This window comes from Chitinolyticbacter meiyuanensis (assembly GCF_008033135.1).
Classification (GTDB): domain Bacteria; phylum Pseudomonadota; class Gammaproteobacteria; order Burkholderiales; family Chitinibacteraceae; genus Chitinolyticbacter; species Chitinolyticbacter meiyuanensis.
Genome location: NZ_CP041335.1, coordinates 3,982,722 through 3,999,190, shown reverse-complemented (window position 1 = coordinate 3,999,190; position 16,469 = coordinate 3,982,722). Strand labels below are relative to the sequence as shown.

15 protein-coding genes are annotated in these 16,469 nt (G+C 66.4%); 2 read left to right on the top strand and 13 right to left on the bottom strand.

The annotated features are described in order from the left end of the window. The first annotated feature begins 184 nt into the window (after positions 1-184). Together hemA and prfA are read left to right on the top strand one after the other, a co-directional pair. Positions 185-1,432, top strand: a complete 1,248-nt coding sequence (hemA, locus tag FLM21_RS19010; protein WP_148717078.1) for a glutamyl-tRNA reductase — start codon at positions 185-187, stop codon at positions 1,430-1,432. A 36-nt stretch (positions 1,433-1,468) separates the two neighbouring features. Then, positions 1,469-2,545: a peptide chain release factor 1 gene (gene prfA, locus FLM21_RS19005; RefSeq protein ID WP_148717077.1), complete on the top strand. Its 1,077-nt coding sequence runs from the start codon at positions 1,469-1,471 to the stop codon at positions 2,543-2,545. 73 nt (positions 2,546-2,618) lie between these two features. On the opposite strand, the gene FLM21_RS19000 is transcribed toward prfA, so the two are convergent. From FLM21_RS19000 to FLM21_RS18940, 13 genes are all read right to left on the bottom strand, one after another. Then, complete coding sequence (locus FLM21_RS19000) at positions 2,619-3,962, bottom strand: carbohydrate-binding protein (RefSeq protein ID WP_148717076.1); 1,344 nt, start codon at positions 3,960-3,962, stop codon at positions 2,619-2,621. Between the two features lie 312 nt (positions 3,963-4,274). Further along, positions 4,275-5,450 carry a hypothetical protein gene (locus FLM21_RS18995; protein WP_148717075.1) on the bottom strand — a complete coding sequence of 392 codons (1,176 nt, stop codon included), beginning with the start codon at positions 5,448-5,450 and terminating at the stop codon, positions 4,275-4,277. Beyond that, entirely contained in the window at positions 5,447-6,376 is a 930-nt protein-coding gene (locus FLM21_RS18990) for a sugar kinase (protein ID WP_148717074.1), read from the bottom strand. The genes FLM21_RS18995 and FLM21_RS18990 overlap by 4 nt, the downstream gene beginning before the upstream one ends. Positions 6,377-6,389: 13 nt before the next feature. Next, positions 6,390-6,779 (bottom strand): RidA family protein, encoded by a 390-nt coding sequence (locus tag FLM21_RS18985; RefSeq protein ID WP_148717073.1) that lies wholly within the window; start codon positions 6,777-6,779, stop codon positions 6,390-6,392. Further along, positions 6,772-8,271: an N-acyl-D-amino-acid deacylase family protein gene (locus tag FLM21_RS18980; RefSeq protein ID WP_148717072.1), complete on the bottom strand. Its 1,500-nt coding sequence runs from the start codon at positions 8,269-8,271 to the stop codon at positions 6,772-6,774. The genes FLM21_RS18985 and FLM21_RS18980 overlap by 8 nt, the downstream gene beginning before the upstream one ends. 2 nt (positions 8,272-8,273) lie before the next feature. Then, a complete protein-coding gene (locus FLM21_RS18975; protein ID WP_148717071.1) occupies positions 8,274-9,131 on the bottom strand; it encodes a MurR/RpiR family transcriptional regulator in 858 nt (285 codons plus the stop codon). 15 nt (positions 9,132-9,146) lie between these two features. Next, a complete protein-coding gene (locus FLM21_RS18970) occupies positions 9,147-10,409 on the bottom strand; it encodes an amino acid deaminase (RefSeq protein WP_148717070.1) in 1,263 nt (420 codons plus the stop codon). A gap of 115 nt (positions 10,410-10,524) precedes the next feature. Then, positions 10,525-10,971 carry a methyltransferase family protein gene (locus tag FLM21_RS18965; protein ID WP_148717069.1) on the bottom strand — a complete coding sequence of 149 codons (447 nt, stop codon included), beginning with the start codon at positions 10,969-10,971 and terminating at the stop codon, positions 10,525-10,527. A 7-nt stretch (positions 10,972-10,978) separates the two neighbouring features. After that, the gene (locus FLM21_RS18960) at positions 10,979-11,980 is read right to left on the bottom strand and encodes an acyltransferase (RefSeq protein WP_148717068.1); all 1,002 of its coding nucleotides are present in this window, start codon (positions 11,978-11,980) and stop codon (positions 10,979-10,981) included. Positions 11,981-12,081: 101 nt separating this feature from the next. After that, positions 12,082-12,819: a hypothetical protein gene (locus tag FLM21_RS18955; RefSeq protein WP_148717067.1), complete on the bottom strand. Its 738-nt coding sequence runs from the start codon at positions 12,817-12,819 to the stop codon at positions 12,082-12,084. Between the two features lie 31 nt (positions 12,820-12,850). Next, positions 12,851-13,657 carry a hypothetical protein gene (locus FLM21_RS18950; protein WP_148717066.1) on the bottom strand — a complete coding sequence of 269 codons (807 nt, stop codon included), beginning with the start codon at positions 13,655-13,657 and terminating at the stop codon, positions 12,851-12,853. A 375-nt stretch (positions 13,658-14,032) separates the two neighbouring features. Further along, complete coding sequence (locus tag FLM21_RS18945) at positions 14,033-14,461, bottom strand: ABZJ_00895 family protein (protein WP_148717065.1); 429 nt, start codon at positions 14,459-14,461, stop codon at positions 14,033-14,035. Positions 14,462-14,471: 10 nt separating this feature from the next. After that, the gene (locus tag FLM21_RS18940; protein ID WP_246120759.1) at positions 14,472-16,442 is read right to left on the bottom strand and encodes a B12-binding domain-containing radical SAM protein; all 1,971 of its coding nucleotides are present in this window, start codon (positions 16,440-16,442) and stop codon (positions 14,472-14,474) included. Between the last annotated feature and the right edge of the window lie 27 nt (positions 16,443-16,469).

The following is a 16,469-nucleotide window of genomic DNA, read 5'->3' as shown; positions in this document are numbered from 1 at the left end:
TGCCGGCACCGCCGGCGGGCTCGAAGGTCCCCTCTCTCTACACTAACGGACCATGCCGCAACCCCTCCCATCGGGAGGGGTTTTTTCATGCCGGCTGGACCGCAGGTCCCTGATCTGCCGGGCAAAACGGCAAGGGGCTGGCCATTTCGCGGTACAATCGCAGGTTTTCGTTTCCCTGATCGCGATGAGCCTGCTCGTCCTCGGCGTCAATCACCAGACTGCACCGCTGGCGGTGCGCGAGCGCCTTGCGTTCGCGCCGACCGAGCTTGCAGCTGCGCTGTCGGCGTTGACGACCGCGGGTGGGGTGCAGGAGGCGGCTATCGTCTCCACCTGCAATCGCACCGAGCTCTACGTGAACGCCAGAGGGCCGGACGAGGTGCTGGCCTGGTTCGCTGCCAGCCGCGGTCGGCAGGTCGACGAGCTGGCGCCGCACCTGTATTGCCTGGCGGATGACGACGCGTCGCGCCATGCATTCCGCGTCGCGGCCGGGCTCGATTCCATGGTGCTGGGTGAAACGCAGATCCTCGGCCAGATGCGCGAGGCCGAACGTGTCGCCCGTGATGCGGGTAGCCTGGGCGTATTGCTGAACGGCCTGTTCCAGCGCGCGTTCCAGGTGGCCAAGGAAGTGCGCAGCGAAACGCGCATCGGCGCAGCCTCCGTATCGATGGCTGCAGCGGCGGTGAAGCTCGCTGAGCGGCTCTATCCCAGCGTGGCCGAATGCAAGGTACTGTTCGTTGGCGCTGGCGAGATGATCGAGCTGTGTGCCGCGCATTTCTGTGCCCGCATACCGCGCGCCGTGGTGGTGGCCAACCGCACGCTGGAGCGCGGCCAGAAACTGTCCGAGCAGTACGGCGGCAGCGCCATGCTGCTGACCGATCTGGGGGAGCGCCTGGCCGAATTCGACATCGTCGTGTCCTGTACCGCCGCACCGCTCGCCATCATCGGCAAGGGCATGGTCGAGCGGGCGCTCAAGCGCCGCAAGCATAAGCCCATGTTCATCGTCGACCTGGCGGTGCCGCGCGATGTCGAGCCCGAGGTGGGTGAGCTGCCCGATGCCTATCTCTACACCGTCGACGATCTGGCCGAGGTGGTGAAGGAGGGCGTAGCGCTGCGTCAAGGCGAAGCGCAGGCGGCCGAGGGTATCGTCGAAGGCGGCGTGCTGGAATTCCGCCAGTGGCTGGCGGCACGCGCGCTGGTGCCCACCATCCGCGAATTGAAGGACCACGCCGACCGTATCGCCCGCAATGAACTGGCGCGCGCCAGGAAGCGCATCGCCGCTGGCGACGATGCCGACGAAGTGCTGGAGCAGCTGGCCGCCGCCGTCTCGGCCAAACTCCTGCACGCACCGCTGGCGTCGCTGAATGCGGCCCAGCCCGAAGAACAGGAACAGCTGGTTGCCGCCACCCGGCGGATCTTCCGGCTCCACGACTAGCCTTCCTTCCCAACGCGGGAAGTGGAACCCATACGCATGAAACCATCGATCGTCCAGAAACTCGCCCAGCTTGCCGACCGGCTCGAGGAAGTGAACGCGCTGCTCGCCTCCGAGGAAGCCACGCGCGACATGGACCAATACCGCAAGCTGACCCGTGAGCACGCCGAGCTCACGCCGGTGGTCGAGCTGTATCAGCGCTTCGGGCAGACCGAGGCTGATCGCGCCACCGCCGAGGAGTTGCTGGCCGACCCGGACATGCGCGAGATGGCCGAAGAGGAAATCCGCAATGCCGATGCGGCGATCGAATCGCTGGGTGTCGAGCTGCAGAAAGCATTGCTGCCCAAGGATCCGAACGACGAGCGCAACATCTTCCTGGAAATCCGTGCCGGTACTGGCGGCGACGAATCGGCGCTGTTCGCCGCCGACCTGTTCCGCATGTACACGCGCTTTGCCGAGCGCAATCGCTGGCAGGTGGAGATCGTCTCGGCCAACGAATCGGACCTGGGTGGCTACAAGGAAGTGATTGCCCGCATCGCCGGCTTCGGCGCGTATTCCAGGCTCAAGTTCGAATCGGGAGGCCACCGCGTGCAGCGCGTGCCGGCCACCGAGACCCAGGGCCGCATCCACACCAGTGCCTGCACGGTGGCGGTGATGCCGGAAGCCGACGAGCTTGAGGAAGTGAACATCAATCCGGCCGACATCCGCATCGATACCTTCCGGGCCAGCGGCGCCGGCGGCCAGCACATCAACAAGACCGATTCGGCGGTGCGCATTACCCACTTTCCGACCGGCATCGTCGTCGAGTGCCAGGATGGCCGCAGCCAGCACCAGAACAAGGCCCGTGCCATGCAGGTGCTGGCCGCGCGCATCAACGACAAGCAGCTTGCCGAGCAGCAGGCCAAGGAAGCGGCCACCCGCAAGAGCCTGATCGGCTCGGGCGATCGCTCCGAGCGCATCCGCACCTACAACTTCCCGCAGGGGCGGATGACCGACCACCGCATCAACCTCACGCTGTACAAGCTCGATGCGATCATGGACGGCGATCTGGAGGAACTGACTCAGTCGCTGATTAACGAGCACCAGGCCGAACTGCTGGCCCAGCTCGGCGACTGACCGGGCGGGCGATCCGCACCGTGTGAAACAAAACAGCCCCGCATCGCGGGGCTGTTTTGTTGGGGGCTGATGCTTAGCGCTGGAACACGCGGACCCAGTCCACTTCCATCTTCTGCGGCAGCGGCGACGACGCGTCCGGGTTGCCCGGCCAGTTGCCGCCGACGGCCACGTTCAGGATCAGGTGGAAGCGCTGGTTGAACGGGGCAGGGTAGGCGCCTGCCGTGCTGTACCAGTCGGTCTGCTGGCCGTAGAACTGGCCATCCACGTACCAGCGGATCACGCCCGGCTCCCACTCGACCGCGTAGTCGTGGAAGTTGTCGGCCGCGCTGCTGTTCGGCACCGTGCTGATGGTCTTGTAGGTGTTGGCCGGCCAGGCGCCACCGTAGTGGATGGTGCCGTAGACGTTATTGCCACCGGCTGCCTTGAGGTTGACGGCTTCCATGATGTCGATCTCGCCGCTGGCGGCCCAGCCGCCGTAGACCCAGTCGGTCGGCAGCATCCAGAATGCGGGCCACAGGCCCTGACCATACGGCAGCTTCATCCGTGCCTCGAAGCGGCCGTAGGTCCAGTCACCCTTGCCCAGCGTGCGCAGGCGGGCGGACGTGTACTGGCGCGTGCCTTCACTGCCGGTGTAGTTCTCGCGGCGTGCTTCGATCACCAGCTTGCCGTTCTCGATGCGCGCGTTTTCGGCACGGCTGGTGTAGTACTGCAGCTCGTTGTTGCCGCCGCCCTGGGCGTTCACTTCGAAGCCCCACTTGCTGCCGTCGATGCTGCTGCCGTTGAATTCGTCGTTCCATACCAAGCGCCAGCCCGACGGAACCGGTACGCCCGGGTTCGGGGTCGGTGCCGCGGTTGGTTGCGGTGTCGGGGCCTTGGTCGGAGTCGGAACCGGTGCCTTGGTCGGCGTGGGCGAGCTGCCGGAGCAGGTGCCGACCACCTTCCACACGCCCCATTCACCCGATTGGGCCGGATTGTCACCCTGGGTCCACCACTTGGCTTCGTACACGGTGCCTTGGTGGCTTACCCGTGCGCCGCCGTTGTAGACGCCGCTGGCGGTCCAGGCCGGTGCCGAGGTGCAGGTGGACGGGGTGGAAGGCGTTGGGGTTGGCTGCGGCGCAGTGGTGGGGCGCGGCGTTGGTGTGGCTTGCGGGGAGGGCGTCGGGGCCGGCGTCGGCGCAGTGCCGCAGCTGCCGCCCGATTGCCACAGCGTGGCGGTGGCAGCCGGGTTCCAGTTGGTGCCGACGTAGGCGGTATGGGTGACCAGGGCGGTATAGGTGGCGCCGCTGTAGGTGACGGTATCGCCGCTCTGGTAGGTGTTGCCTTCGGCCCAGGCGCCGCGGCAGGCGGCGTTGGCATGAAGGGCAAAGGTGGAAACGGCAGTGGCAACCAGCCACAACGCCAGCTTGGACGGTTTCATTTCTTCTCTCTCCGCGGGCCCGCAGGCCTTCCTTCTTCTGTGTGGAACGCCGGAGACGAGAACGGGTTTGCGCCGTGCCCTGGCGGGCCCGGTCACACTATCCATTTCCAACTCTCCGACGACGTTGCCCCGGCGTCGTGGCCGGTGGCTTTGTGGGTCGATACATCGCATGCAAGAGGCATCGCACACAAGGCATCAGGCGATGAGCGGAAGGAAACGATAGGCTGAATGGTTGTAATGATTGCGCTTTCAATTGTGGAGAAAGCGCTTTCTGCTGTAAGTCATGGCCGACCAGAGTGGTCGACCATGACTTCAGTTGAGACCGCGCAGCACCGCCAGCGCTGTCGGGCGCAACATGCCGTAGTTGTAGAAGGAGAAGGCCTTGATGCCGAGTGCCTTCAGGCCCTCGTAGGCCGGTTGCAGCTGGGCGCCGTCGCCGAGGTCCGGTACGCCTGGACGCAGGATGGCGCGCACCTTGGTGGCGTCGCCGATGCGGCGTACGGTGTCGACGCCATCGGCAATCACCCGCTCGGCGCTTGGCTCGTAGAACGGCACCTCGACGCCGTCGCACACCTTGGCGAGTGCGGCAAGATCGCTGCCTTCGAGCCAGGTCTGTGCCGTGGGGCGCTGTACCGTCGGGATCACGTAGAGCGCCACCTCGGCCGGGATGGCCTGGCGGATGGTGTGGACCAGTTCGGTCACCCGTTCCTGGCGCAGCCGGACCAGCGCTGCGAGCTCCAGGTCCTCGAACAGGTCGGCGGCGAGCCAGGCGCCGGCCTGGTCTGGCGCGGCGTCGACATGGGCGGCGAGATAGCCATCGACCCGGTTGCGCACGCGTGCGGCCAGTGCGTCGGCATCAATGCCGCGGGCCCGGGCCGCAACGCGACAGGCATCGCAGAAGCACAGGCCCAGCATGGTTTCGAGCCAGACATTACGGCGTACCTGGGCGAATTCGTGGTGGTAGCCATGGTCGTAAGGCGCCCAGCCCGGTGATTCCAGCGTCAGGCTTTGCCACGGCAACGCCTGGGCCACATCGATCGCCAATGCCACGCCATAGTCGAACACGTGTTGCTGCATCGGGCACAGCGCGTAGAGATAACCATCGCCCCAGGCGTTGCGGGTGACGAGCTCGGGATGCTCGGCACCCAGGCGCGAGTTGTGGAACAGGATGGTCCAGGCCGACAGTGCCAATCGACCGTCTTCGGCCAGATCGTAGGCGACGCGGCGCTGTGCCGGATCGGAGTGCGGGTGGGCCGGCAGGCTACCGTAGTGGCTGCGGCTCGGCTCGTAGTAGAGCGCCCCGTCCTCGGGGAATACCACGCGGCCGCCGACTTGGCCCGCTCGCGGTGGGCGGATGAACTTGCCGGCGTGGTAGCTGGCGGCGAGCTTGACACCGTTGACACCGAGCGCGAGCACTTCGTCGACGAAGCCGGACATCTTGCGGCCGGCCACATCCCAGGAATAGGTGTAGAGCGAGCGGGTGGTCATGCGGACCTCCTGAAGGCGGAAGAGGGGGCAGGGGCGTGCGGCATGGCCGCTGCGGGAATGATGGCGCCAGGGTGCTGGATCACCACGCCAGCGAGCGCGTGGCCGGCATGTGCGGCGGCGACCGGATTGGCCTCGGCCAGCCGGGCCGCGAGATAGCCGGCGGCAAACGCGTCGCCGGCGGCACAGGTATCGACGACGTGGCTCACCGGGCTTGGCGCTACCTCGCAGCGCAACTTGCCGGCCACGACCAGGCACGGCGCGGCGCCGCGCTTGACGACGAGTTCGGCACAACCGGCGGCACGGATGCGCTCGACCAGTACGTTGCCGCCGTCGCCGAACACCAGCGTTTCGTCGTCCTCGGTGACGAGGGCGATATCGGCAATGGCGTAGAGCTGGGTATAGGCCTCGCGCGCTTCCTCGCGGCTCCACAGCGGCAGCCGATAGTTGTTGTCGAACCAGACATGGCCGCCATGCGCCTTGAACTCGATCAGTGCCGCGATCAGCCGCGCGCGTTCCTTGGGAGGGAACAGCGCCAGCGTGATGCCGGAGAGGTAGAGCGCATCCAGCCCGTCGAACAGCTTGGCAAAATCGAGGCTGCTGGCGAACCAGTGGCGCGCCGCGCTATCGCTGCGCCAGTAGTGGAAGCGCCGCTCGCCCACCGTGTCGGTCTCGACCAGGTAGAGCCCCGGGTTGCGGCCGGGCAGGCGGGCAATGCGATCGGTCAGCAGTTTCTCGTCGCGCCAGGCGGTGATCAGCTCGTTTGAGAGGCTGTCGTCGCCAAGGGCGCTCAGGTAGCGCACGCGGTGGCCGCCCGCCAGCTGGCGCGCCAGATAGACGGCGGTATTCAGCGTATCGCCCCCCCAGCGCCGCGCGAGCGGCATGCCGGAGAGTTCGATCATGCCTTCGCCCAGGGCTGCGATGTTCATCGTGGGTGTCCGCTCAGGGCTGTTTGTAAGCGACGCAGTCGATCTCGACCTTGCAGTCGACCACCATGCTGGAGACGACGCAGGCGCGGGCCGGCGGGTGCTCGCCGAAATAGTGCATGAACACCTTGTTGAACGACATGAAATCGCGCGGGTCGTCCAGCCACACCCCGCAGCGCACCACATGCTCCGGGCCGTAACCGGCCTCGGCGAGGATGGCGAGCAGGTTCTGGATGGCCTGATGCGTCTGGGCAACGATGCCGCCCTCGATCACCTCGCCGTTCACCATCGGCACCTGGCCGGAAACGAACAGCCAGCCGGCAGCGCCGGCAGCACGGGCGAATGGCAGGTGCTGGCCGCCGGTGCCTTTGCCCCCCTCGACGCCGATGCGGGTGATGTCACTCATGATGGTCTTCCTGGGGTTGAAGGTTGAACGTGGCGCGCAGGTCGGTTTCGCGCGGCAGGAAGCGGCCGCTGCGTGTGTCGGTCGGCTTACCTTGATGGTAGGCGAGTGCACCGTTCACCCACACGCCGAGGATGCCCGACGCTGCAGCGACGGGGGCGGTAAAACTGGCGTTGTCACGCACGGTGGCCGGATCGAACAGCGTGAGGTCGGCCCAATGGCCGACCCGCAGCAGCCCGCGGCCGGCGAGGCCGAAGCGCCGTGCCGACAGCCCGGTCATCTTGTGGATGGCAGTGGCGAGCGGAAGCAGCCCGGCATCGCGGCTGTAGTGGCCGAGCACGCGGGGGAAGGCGCCCCACAGTCGTGGATGCGGCAATGGATCGTTGGGCAGTCCATCGGAGCCGACCATGGTCAGCGGGTGTGCCAGGATGCGGCGCACATCGGTTTCATCCATGCCGTGATAGACCGCGCCGGCCGGCTGCAGCCGCGCCGCCGTCTCTGGCAGCGGCATGCCCCAGTCGGCGGCGATGTCGGCCAGATCGCGTCCGGCCATCTCCGGATGCGGCGTGCTCCAGGTGATGGTGATCGCAAAATCGGCGGTGACCTGCTTGAGATCCAGCGTCGACGAGCTGGCGGCATAGGGGTAGCAATCGCAGCCCACCGGATGATGCGCGGCGGCGGCGTCCAGCGTGCCTAGTACCTCGGTGCTGCGGCCCCAGTTGCCGGCGCCGGCACATTTCAGGTGCGACACGATGACCGGCGCGCGCGCATGGGTGCCGATGTCGATTGCCTCGGTGATCGCATCGACGATGCCGTCGAACTCGGTGCGCAGGTGGGTGGTGTAGAGCGCGCCGTGGGCATCGAGCTCGGCAGCGAGCTGCTTCACTTCTTCGGTACTGGCGCCGATCGCCGAGGCATAGGCAAGGCCGGTCGACAGCCCCAGCGCGCCATGTTCGAGTGCATCGGCAAGCTCGGCGCGCATCGCAGCGATCTCGCTGGCAGTGGCGACCCGATCCAGCCTGTCCATCTGGTTTTGCCGCAGCGCGGTGTGGCCCACCAGCGCCGCCACGTTGACGGCGGGCTGTGCGGCATCGACGGCGGCACGGTAGTCGGCAAAGCGCGGGTAGATGAAATGCCCGGCATTGCCGAGCAAATTCATCGGATCGGGCGGCTCGCCCTTGAGCCGCACCGGGCTTGCGCTGATGCCGCAGTTGCCGACGATGACGGTGGTGATGCCCTGCGATAGCTTGGGCAGCATCTCCGGCTGGCGGATCACGTTGGTGTCGTCGTGCGTGTGCACGTCGATGAAGCCGGGCGCGAGCACCAGGCCGGTGGCATCGATCTCATGAACTACGGTGGCGGCATCGAGCTCGTCGTCGCGAGCGATGGCGGCGATGTGGCCGTCGGCGACGGCCAGCGTTGCGATCACCGGCGCCGCGCCGCTGCCGTCGTGCAGCGTGGCGTGGCGGATCAGCCAATCGTAATGCGGTGCCATGCTCAATCGCCCAGCGGCAGCCGGTCGCCACCGCGATAGTGATCGAGTGCCAGCTTCACCCGGCGCAGCAGCTCCTGGCTTTCCGGCTTGCGCGCCAGCGCGAGCTCGGTGGCGAGGATGTCGATCGCCAGCAGCATGGCGTAGCGCGAGGCGGACGGCTTGAAGATGAAATCGGTCTCCTCCAGCGACAGCGGGATCACCACGCTGGCGAGCCGTGCCAGCGGCGATTCGGCGCGGGTCAGTGCGACGATGCGCGCGCCGTAGCCTTGCGCGATCTCGGCTGCGGCCAAGAGCTCGGGGGTGACGCCGGTGGTGGAGAGCATCATCAGCGTGTGTTCCGGGGTCAGCGTGGCAGCAACCATCCGGCCGAACACGGCGTCGTGATAGCTCGCCACCGGTTGGCCGAGTCGGGCAAGGCGGAACTGCAACTCGTCTGCCAGCATGGTCGAGGCGCCGCCCATACCGAGCACGTAGACCATGCGCGCACTGGCGATCATCGCGGCGGCGGCCTGGAAATCGGCTTCGGCAAAGCGGCTGAGATGGTCGTGCAGCGTGGCCTCGACATCGGCGACGATGCGGCCGTAGAACGCGCTCTCCTCGAGCCGCGGTGCAAGGAAGCGCTCGCCGACGGCGCAGGCACGGGTGAGCTTGTGCTTGAGCTCGCGGATGTCGCTGCAATCGACCGAGCGGGCGAAGCGCGAGATGGTGGCGATGCTGACGCCGGCGCGCTCGGCCAGCTCGTTGATATTGGCCTGCGCGGCGAAATCGATGTCGGCCAGGACCGCGTCGGCCACCTTCTGCTCGGTGACGGACAGGCGTTCGCGGCTGGCGCGGATGTGATAGACGATGTCGGTGCTCATGGGCGCATCACGCGGTCAGAAAAAGGTTTCGACGAGGCCGGTCACCGTGTAGTGCTCATCGACGAGGGCCAGCTGTCGCCATTTGTCGAAGGTGAGGCAGGGGTGGGAGATCTCGAAGGCGACGAGATCGCCGACTGCCACATCGCTGTTCGGCGCCACCTGCATGAAGGCGTGCTGGTCCATCATGCGGGTCAGCGCCCAGCCGGCCGGCGCGGCGCGCGGTGCGGATTCGCCCGGGCGATGGTGCAGCGCCGGCTGCGGTAGCCCGGCATCGAACGCCGCATCGCGCTTGCCGAGGCCGATGATGGCCACGCCCGGCTCCGGCAGCGATTGCACGTAGGCCCACAGCTGCAGCGCCGGCAGCAGGCTGGCGTTCATTGCCTGTGCCACCGGGTTGTTGGCCTCGATGCGTTGTTGCGCCGCTTGGTAGATGCCGACGTCGTGGGTCAGGTAGCAACCAGGGCGCAGCACGATGTCGAGCGGTTGTGCCAGCGTGAGGCCGCTCCATTCCTCGGCGACCACGTCGAACCAGGCGGAGCCGGCGCCGGTGAGCACCACGCGTTCCGTCTGCAGCGCACCGGCGGCGCTCAACGCCTGCAGTCGGGTGGCGGCGCGGCGCAGCAGTGCGCGGATCGCGGCCTCGTCCTTCAGCACGCCTTCGTAGAGCTCGATGCCGCAGAGCCGTAGCGCTGGCCAGCGGGCGATCTCGGCGATCAGCGCCGCTTCGGCCGCCTCGTCGCGGGCACCGGTGCGGCCACCGGCCACGCCCAGCTCCAGCAGCACGTTGAGCCGTTGCCCGGCTGCGGCGAAATGCGCACCGAGCGCGGCGATATTGGCGACCGAATCGACGCAGCACCAGAACGCGAAACCGGGATCGCGCTGCAGCGTGTCGATGATGGTCATATTGGCGCGGCCCACCAGCTGGTTGGCCAGCAGCACCCGGCGGATGCCGTGGCGGTATGCGGCCTGCACTTGCGGTGCCGTTGCCAGCGTGATGCCCCAGGCGCCGTGTTCCAGCTGGCGATGGAACAGCGCCGGGCTCATCGTCGTCTTGCCGTGCGGCGCCAGCTTCACGCCGTAGCGGGTGATGAAATCGCGCATCCAGCGCAGGTTGTGCTCGATGCGGCTTTCACGCAGCACCGCCGTCGGCAGGCTCACCTCCTCGGCCAGCACGTTCCAGCGCAGGCTGGCTACCTCGCCTAGCGTCGCGTCCGCCGGGAATCGGCCCAGTCCCTTGCCGTTGGCATCGATGCGATGTTGCTGAAAATGGTTTTCCATCAGGACTGTGCTGCACGTCGTTTCTGTAAGAAAACGATGATAGGCCGACCGGGTAACGGCGATCAAGAAAATTATTTTCTGAAATTCCGCGTCGTTGGCGGGAGTGTGAAATTGCCTAGCGCCAACGCCGTACCCGACTGCTGTAGTCCCGCCAGGCTTGGCCGTGTGCGCGTGCCAGCCATGGTTCCTCGCCGTAAACCACCCGCAATTGGAAGGACACCGCCAGTGCCGCGGCATAGAGTGCAAGTGCGGCTACGCCGCTCAAGGCACTCCAGCCCAGCACGATCAGCAGTACCGACAGGTACATGGGGTTGCGGCTGTAGCGATAGAGGCCGATCACTACCAGCTGCCGTGGGGGCGACCAGGGCGCCAGCGTGCCACGCCCGGCAACGTAGAAATCGCGCACGCACCACAGCAACCCGATGCTACCAACGAGCAGCGGCATGAGTCCGAGCGGATGAAGCAGTACGGTATGGCCGCCCCGCGCTAGCCAGAACAGCGGCACGGCAAAGGCCACCATGCCGGGCAGGGCGAGAAAGGCGAACAGCGCTCGCGCCAGCATGGGAGCGCTACGCCACCAGCCGCCGCAGCAGCGGCAACCGTGCCAGCAGCGCGGCCGAAGCGGCGGAGAGGGCGAAGGCCGCGACAGTGGTCAGCGTAATTGCCAGGGCCGGGTGGTAGCTCAAGCCATGCAGGCCGAACCGGCCCAGGATCAGCAGCCACAACGGGTGGATCGCATAGATGCCGAGCGACCAGCGCGCAATGGCCTGGACCGGGCGGCTGGCGGCCCAGCCATCGGGGCTGCATTGCAGCAGTGCCAGCCACAGCGCCAGCGACATCGCGATGACCAGCGGGCCCGGGTACGCATACATCAGTTGCCAGGCACGCGGCCCCAGCGTGGGCAGCAGCAGGCCGGTGGTCAGCGCGATCAGCGCACCGCACGCCAGTGCCAGCAACAGCAGCCGGCCAGATGCTGGCCGCCAGGTGCATGTCGCCAGATAGTGGCCGGCGACGAAGTAGCCGATATAGGGCACGAAGCGGGTCAGGACACTGGCTTGGCCGCTACCGATCAGCGATTCGATCGCTGCAATCGCGAGCCCCAATACCATCAAGAGGCGCAGCTCGGCCGGTGCCGTCACCCGCGCAATGAACGGTGCCGCGAGGTACAGCCCCAGCGTCATGTAGAGGTACCACAGGTGGTAATAGGGCATGCCCTTGACCACGTCGCGCCAGCCCTGAGCCCAAGTGAAGCGCGGCTCGGTGCCGGCGCGCAACGCCAGGTAGAACGCCGTCCAGCCCAGCAACGGCCACAGCAGCCGCGGCAGGCGCTTGCGGTAGAAGTCGGCGGCCATCATCTGCGCGGCGCCGGGCAGGAGTAGCGCACCGCTCAGCATCACGAACAGTGGCACGCACCAGCGCACCAGTGCATCGGCCGCATTGGCGGTCCACCACGCGCTGCTGGCGGCATCTGGCCGGTAGATCACCACATTGGCGGACACATGCAGCCAGATCACGGCGAAGGTGGCGAGGGCGCGGATCAGATCGAGCTGGGGCTGGCGGGCGGTGGACATGGCGAAACGGTCGAGGCGGGCGTGGTAAAGCCACTATACCGGCTCGGCACTGCACGGCGCTGGCATGGCACGAAGCCGCTGCCGTGGCCGGAGCACCATGCTCAGCCACCGAACAGCGTGGCGTCGGGGATGAAGTAGTGTTCGCGCTCGCCCACGCTGACCTTCCAGTTGTCGCTGATGCGCTGGGCCTGGACCGCGCTGCCATCCGGCGTGGTGACACGGTCGCGGGCAAAGGTCAGTTCCCGGTAGCGCGCCGGGTCGACCCCACCGGGTTTTGCCACCCACAGCTCGGCTTGCCGTTCACCGCGCACGACCCGGAAATCGCAGCGCTCATCGAGCGGTGTGGGCCGGACCGCGCATTCGAGCCGGCCGGACGCGCTGTAGCGGCTGGGTAGTGGCGCGTCGCCAGCCTGCTGGGCGGGAAGGGCGAGCGTGAGCCGGAACGGGCTGATCTGGCCGCTGTGCTTGCGATTGCCGAGCTGGTAGACCCGGATGAGGTAGTCGCCGTCTTGCGGCAGGACCAGCGTGTGGCGCGATTCGCCGCTTAGCGCGCTGTTGTAGAGCGCGGAGCCGTCGCTGCCGGGAGGCAGGATGTTGAAATTGACCGAGGCGTTGGCCGAGAGTGCCACGGTGAGCTGTTGTCCGGCACGGGCGCCGACCCGGTAATCCTGGATCGCCGAGCCGGTGATCTTGCCTTTCAGCACTGTGGAGGTCGCGCCCTTCGCGAAATGGACAGGCTCGGTCGTGCTGCGCTCTGCAGGCAAGCTGCCGGAAAGGGCAAAGCTGTTCAGGCTGCTTGCCAGCAAGACGATGCCGACGAGAACAACGGGCTGTTTCATGATGATCTGCTCCTGGTGGATTGGGCGCGGCTCAGCCGCAGGCGCCTGGCGAGACCACGTTCACCTGGTCGTAGCGGCCGTTGCGGGTGACCACCTGCACGCACTCCCGTGCCGATGGATTCCACCAGCTGGTGTAGCTGCGATGCCAGCCCTTCTGGCCATCGATGTTGTAGAAGCCGCGATCCTGCAGCGCCGATTCGCCCGAAGCGGCGCGGGCGCCCGCAAGGTCGGACACATCGACGAAATGGCCCCGGTGGCTGCCATGACCATCGCGGCGTGCATAGCCGCTGTCGTTGCGTTCGCGCAGGCCGTCGTTGAAACCGTTACGGTATTCGTCCGTGTGATCGTCGTTGTGACCGTAGCGACCAGCCAGCCCATCGTCGTAACCGCGCTGGTATTGCTCGTCGCGCTGGTGCTCCTCCTTTTGCTGCTTGTGTTTGTTGTGGTTGGCGATCGCGATGGCGCCGATCAAGGCCGCTGCACCGGCCGCGACCACCAGGCCAGCCTTGCTGCTGCTGGCGCTCTCCAGGTGGCTGGTGCAATCGCCTGCCAGCGTGGGCTGGAACGCCACATAGCGGCCGTTCTGTTCCGAGGCAACCAGGCAATCCTGCGCATCGGCGTTCCACCAGTTGTGCCAGTTCCGCTCGCTGCTTTGTTCGACATAGACATCTTGATAGCCGCGCTGCTGCAGCTCGCGTGCCGCGTCGGCGCTGGGGCGGTTGACGAGGTAGCGCAGGTCGCTGGCGGTGGAGGCCACCGCCTGCAATGGCGCCAGCCCGAAGAGCGACAGGGCAAAGGCCAGCACGATGGGCCGGGTGGAGGGGAGGCGGGTGTTCATTGCGGGCTCCTGGGATGGGAATGGGCGAATGAACACAGCCTACGACCGGGTCTGCGGCGATAAAAAGCCGGAAAATTTACCCAAGTCGCATAGCGTGATCTGAAAGCGATTTCGCCGGAATGCCGCGAAAACGCTCATTTAATTTGGGCAAATATTTTGCTTGGGGGCGGTAGCGCGAAAATGCGCTTGATCCAGATCAGCCCGGCACGAAAAACCGCATTCCAGAGTGGGCTGATCGGATGGATGGCGCTAGCCGGTTGCGGCGTGAGGGCGTAGCGAGGCGTTGTTTTGTTGTTCGCAAATGGCCACCGCCAGCGTCGGGCGCTGGTGAATAGTGGCGACGTCGTGCTGCCTGATCTGCGCGCTTGGCTGGCGTCAGCGTCGACGCGCGTTGCGCTGCTGGCTGGCAAACCAGCCGAATGACCAACGCAGGATCCAGTAGGTGATGAAGCTCAGCACGGCGACGACGCCCAGCATGATGATCAGGAACATGCCGGTATCGGTAAGGCCCGGGATATCGAAAGCCAGGGCAATGACGGCGATGAGGATCAGCGAAACCACAGCGATCAATGTGGCGGTGCGCAGCGCAAACTGGTGCTTTTCCGGCTTTTCCGGCAGGCGCTGTCGCTCCACCACAAAGCGCCAGGCCGCCAGCATGCTGGCGGCAAGGCTGGTCGCGGCGTGCAGGCTCACATTGCTGCGCAGGCCCAGCAGCGTGAGCGCCCCGCTCAGCGCAATGGAGATCACGAAATAGCCGGCGGCGGCAATCCAGACATAACGGTTGATCGAATCAGGCGTCTGCATCGGCTTGACCTCACTGCCCGGAGAGGGCGTTGTCGATGAAATCGGCCCGTACCGTGCTGCGTGGCACACGGCCTTCGAACCAGCCACGCACGTCGTCGTCCAGCGCAATGCCGTGCATGTAGTTGTACAGCGCCTTGTTCAGCGCCCGGCCCAGCGCGTCGTGGTCGGCGTCGGTCGGGTCGTGAAAGCCGACATCATTGGTGGCGAAGCTGATTGCTGGCAGCGGTTCCAGTGTCACGCCGTATTCCTCGGGGTTGAGGCCGACCGGCGAGTGCACGGTACAGGCGAAGCGATGGAAGAAGCCGGATTGGATGCAGCCGGCAGCGAACAGCTGGCGCACGTATTCGAGCGCATCCACCGTGTCCTGCACCGTCTGGGTCGGGAAGCCATACATCAAATAGGCATGGACCAGGATGCCGGCCTGGGTGAAGCCGTGCGTTACCCGCGCCACCTGATCGACCGACACGCCCTTTTTCATCAGCTTGAGCAGCCGGTCCGAGGCAACCTCCAGCCCGCCGGAGACGGCGATGCAGCCACTGTCGGCCAAGAGCTGGCACAGCTCGGGCGTGAACGATTTCTCGAAGCGGATATTGCCCCACCACGAGATCGCCACGCCGCGCGCTAGCAATTCCTCGGCCAGCGCACGCAGCATCTTCGGCGGCGCAGCCTCGTCGACGAAGTGAAAGCCGGTCTGGCCGGTTTCAGCGATGACCGCTTCGATGCGGTCGACCAGCACCTTGGCCGAGGCGGTTTCGTAGCGCGCGATGTAGTCGAGGCTCACATCGCAGAAGCTGCATTTCTTCCAGTAGCAGCCGTGGGCGATGGTCAGCTTGTTCCAGCGGCCGTCGCTCCATAGCCGGTGCATCGGGTTGAGCATGTCGAGCAGCGACAGGTAGCGATCCTGCGGCAGGCCATCCCAGGTGGGCGCCCCCCAATCCTCGAACGGCACATCGGGCTCGGGGTGGTTGAGGTAGCGCACCGCGCCATCGTCGCTGCGCATGTAGCAGCGCACCAGTTGGTCCACCGGCCGTGACCCGGCCAGATTGGCCAGCAGCGCCAGCAAGGGGCGCTCGCCCGAATCGAGCGTGACGAAGTCGAAGTAATCGAACACGCGCGGCTCTTTGAGCTCGCGCAGCTCGGTATTGACGAAGCCGCCGCCCAGCGCAATGCGGATCTGCGGCTGCGCGGCCTTGATGGTCTGGGCGATGCGGAATGCCGCGTAGACATTGCCGGGGAACGGTGCGGACAGCAGCACCAGGTCTGGCTGGTGGGTGGCGACGGCGGTGAGCGCCAGCTCGGCCAGGGTGGTGTCGACCAGGTTGGCCGGCGCGGCCAGCGCTTCGGCCAGCGGCTCGAAGGTGGGCTGGCTCTGCGCCAGCGATTCAGCGTAGCGCACGAATTCAAAGCGCGGGTCGACCGCATCGCGCAGCACGTCGGCCAGGTCGTTCAAGTACAGCGTGGCGAGATGCCGGGCGCGGTCCTGCAGCCCCAGTGCGCCAAAGGCCCAGGCCAAAGGATCGCCGCCATACGGATCGTCCGGATCGACATAGGCATCGAGCGAGGCAAAGCGCGGCCCCTCGGGCAGGAAGCTGCGCGATGCGATGCGATGCGCCATGGTCGGATCACGCCCCTGCAGGAAGGCGATGGTGGGCGTGATGGTTGCCGCATAGCGCTCGTACTGGGCGAGAAAGGCCTTCACCGCCGGCGAGCGCTGGCGCTTCGGCAGTCCGGCGCACTGGTCGAGCAATCGGGCAAGGCCAGTGCGTGACAACAGCGCCAGCACCAGTTCCAACGCCAGGTCCGCCTGGAAGGCGGGCACGCCCTGCTTGCGCAGAAAGCCGGTGAGGTAGGCGGTGGATGGGTAGGGCGTATTGAGCTGCGTCATCGGCGGGATCAGCGACAGCACGCGCACGCCACGGATGGCGAGGGCTTCGGCCTCGCTGATCAACGCCGGGGCGACGGTCTGGATGGGGATCTGCACGCTGACTCCTGCCCGCTAGGGACAAAC

What these genes read in the sequence shown, in the direction of transcription:
- FLM21_RS18985 (WP_148717073.1), bottom strand. Translation starts at nt 6,779, where the DNA reads ATGAGTGACATCACCCGCATCGGCGTCGAGGGGGGCAAAGGCACCGGC.
- FLM21_RS18975 (WP_148717071.1), bottom strand. Translation starts at nt 9,131, where the DNA reads ATGAGCACCGACATCGTCTATCACATCCGCGCCAGCCGCGAACGCCTG.
- FLM21_RS18965 (WP_148717069.1), bottom strand. Translation starts at nt 10,971, where the DNA reads ATGCTGGCGCGAGCGCTGTTCGCCTTTCTCGCCCTGCCCGGCATGGTG.
- FLM21_RS18955 (WP_148717067.1), bottom strand. Translation starts at nt 12,819, where the DNA reads ATGAAACAGCCCGTTGTTCTCGTCGGCATCGTCTTGCTGGCAAGCAGC.
- hemA (WP_148717078.1), top strand. Translation starts at nt 185, where the DNA reads ATGAGCCTGCTCGTCCTCGGCGTCAATCACCAGACTGCACCGCTGGCG.
- prfA (WP_148717077.1), top strand. Translation starts at nt 1,469, where the DNA reads ATGAAACCATCGATCGTCCAGAAACTCGCCCAGCTTGCCGACCGGCTC.
- FLM21_RS18945 (WP_148717065.1), bottom strand. Translation starts at nt 14,461, where the DNA reads ATGCAGACGCCTGATTCGATCAACCGTTATGTCTGGATTGCCGCCGCC.
- FLM21_RS18960 (WP_148717068.1), bottom strand. Translation starts at nt 11,980, where the DNA reads ATGTCCACCGCCCGCCAGCCCCAGCTCGATCTGATCCGCGCCCTCGCC.
- FLM21_RS18950 (WP_148717066.1), bottom strand. Translation starts at nt 13,657, where the DNA reads ATGAACACCCGCCTCCCCTCCACCCGGCCCATCGTGCTGGCCTTTGCC.
- FLM21_RS18980 (WP_148717072.1), bottom strand. Translation starts at nt 8,271, where the DNA reads ATGGCACCGCATTACGATTGGCTGATCCGCCACGCCACGCTGCACGAC.
- FLM21_RS18990 (WP_148717074.1), bottom strand. Translation starts at nt 6,376, where the DNA reads ATGAACATCGCAGCCCTGGGCGAAGGCATGATCGAACTCTCCGGCATG.
- FLM21_RS19000 (WP_148717076.1), bottom strand. Translation starts at nt 3,962, where the DNA reads ATGAAACCGTCCAAGCTGGCGTTGTGGCTGGTTGCCACTGCCGTTTCC.
- FLM21_RS18970 (WP_148717070.1), bottom strand. Translation starts at nt 10,409, where the DNA reads ATGGAAAACCATTTTCAGCAACATCGCATCGATGCCAACGGCAAGGGA.
- FLM21_RS18995 (WP_148717075.1), bottom strand. Translation starts at nt 5,450, where the DNA reads ATGACCACCCGCTCGCTCTACACCTATTCCTGGGATGTGGCCGGCCGC.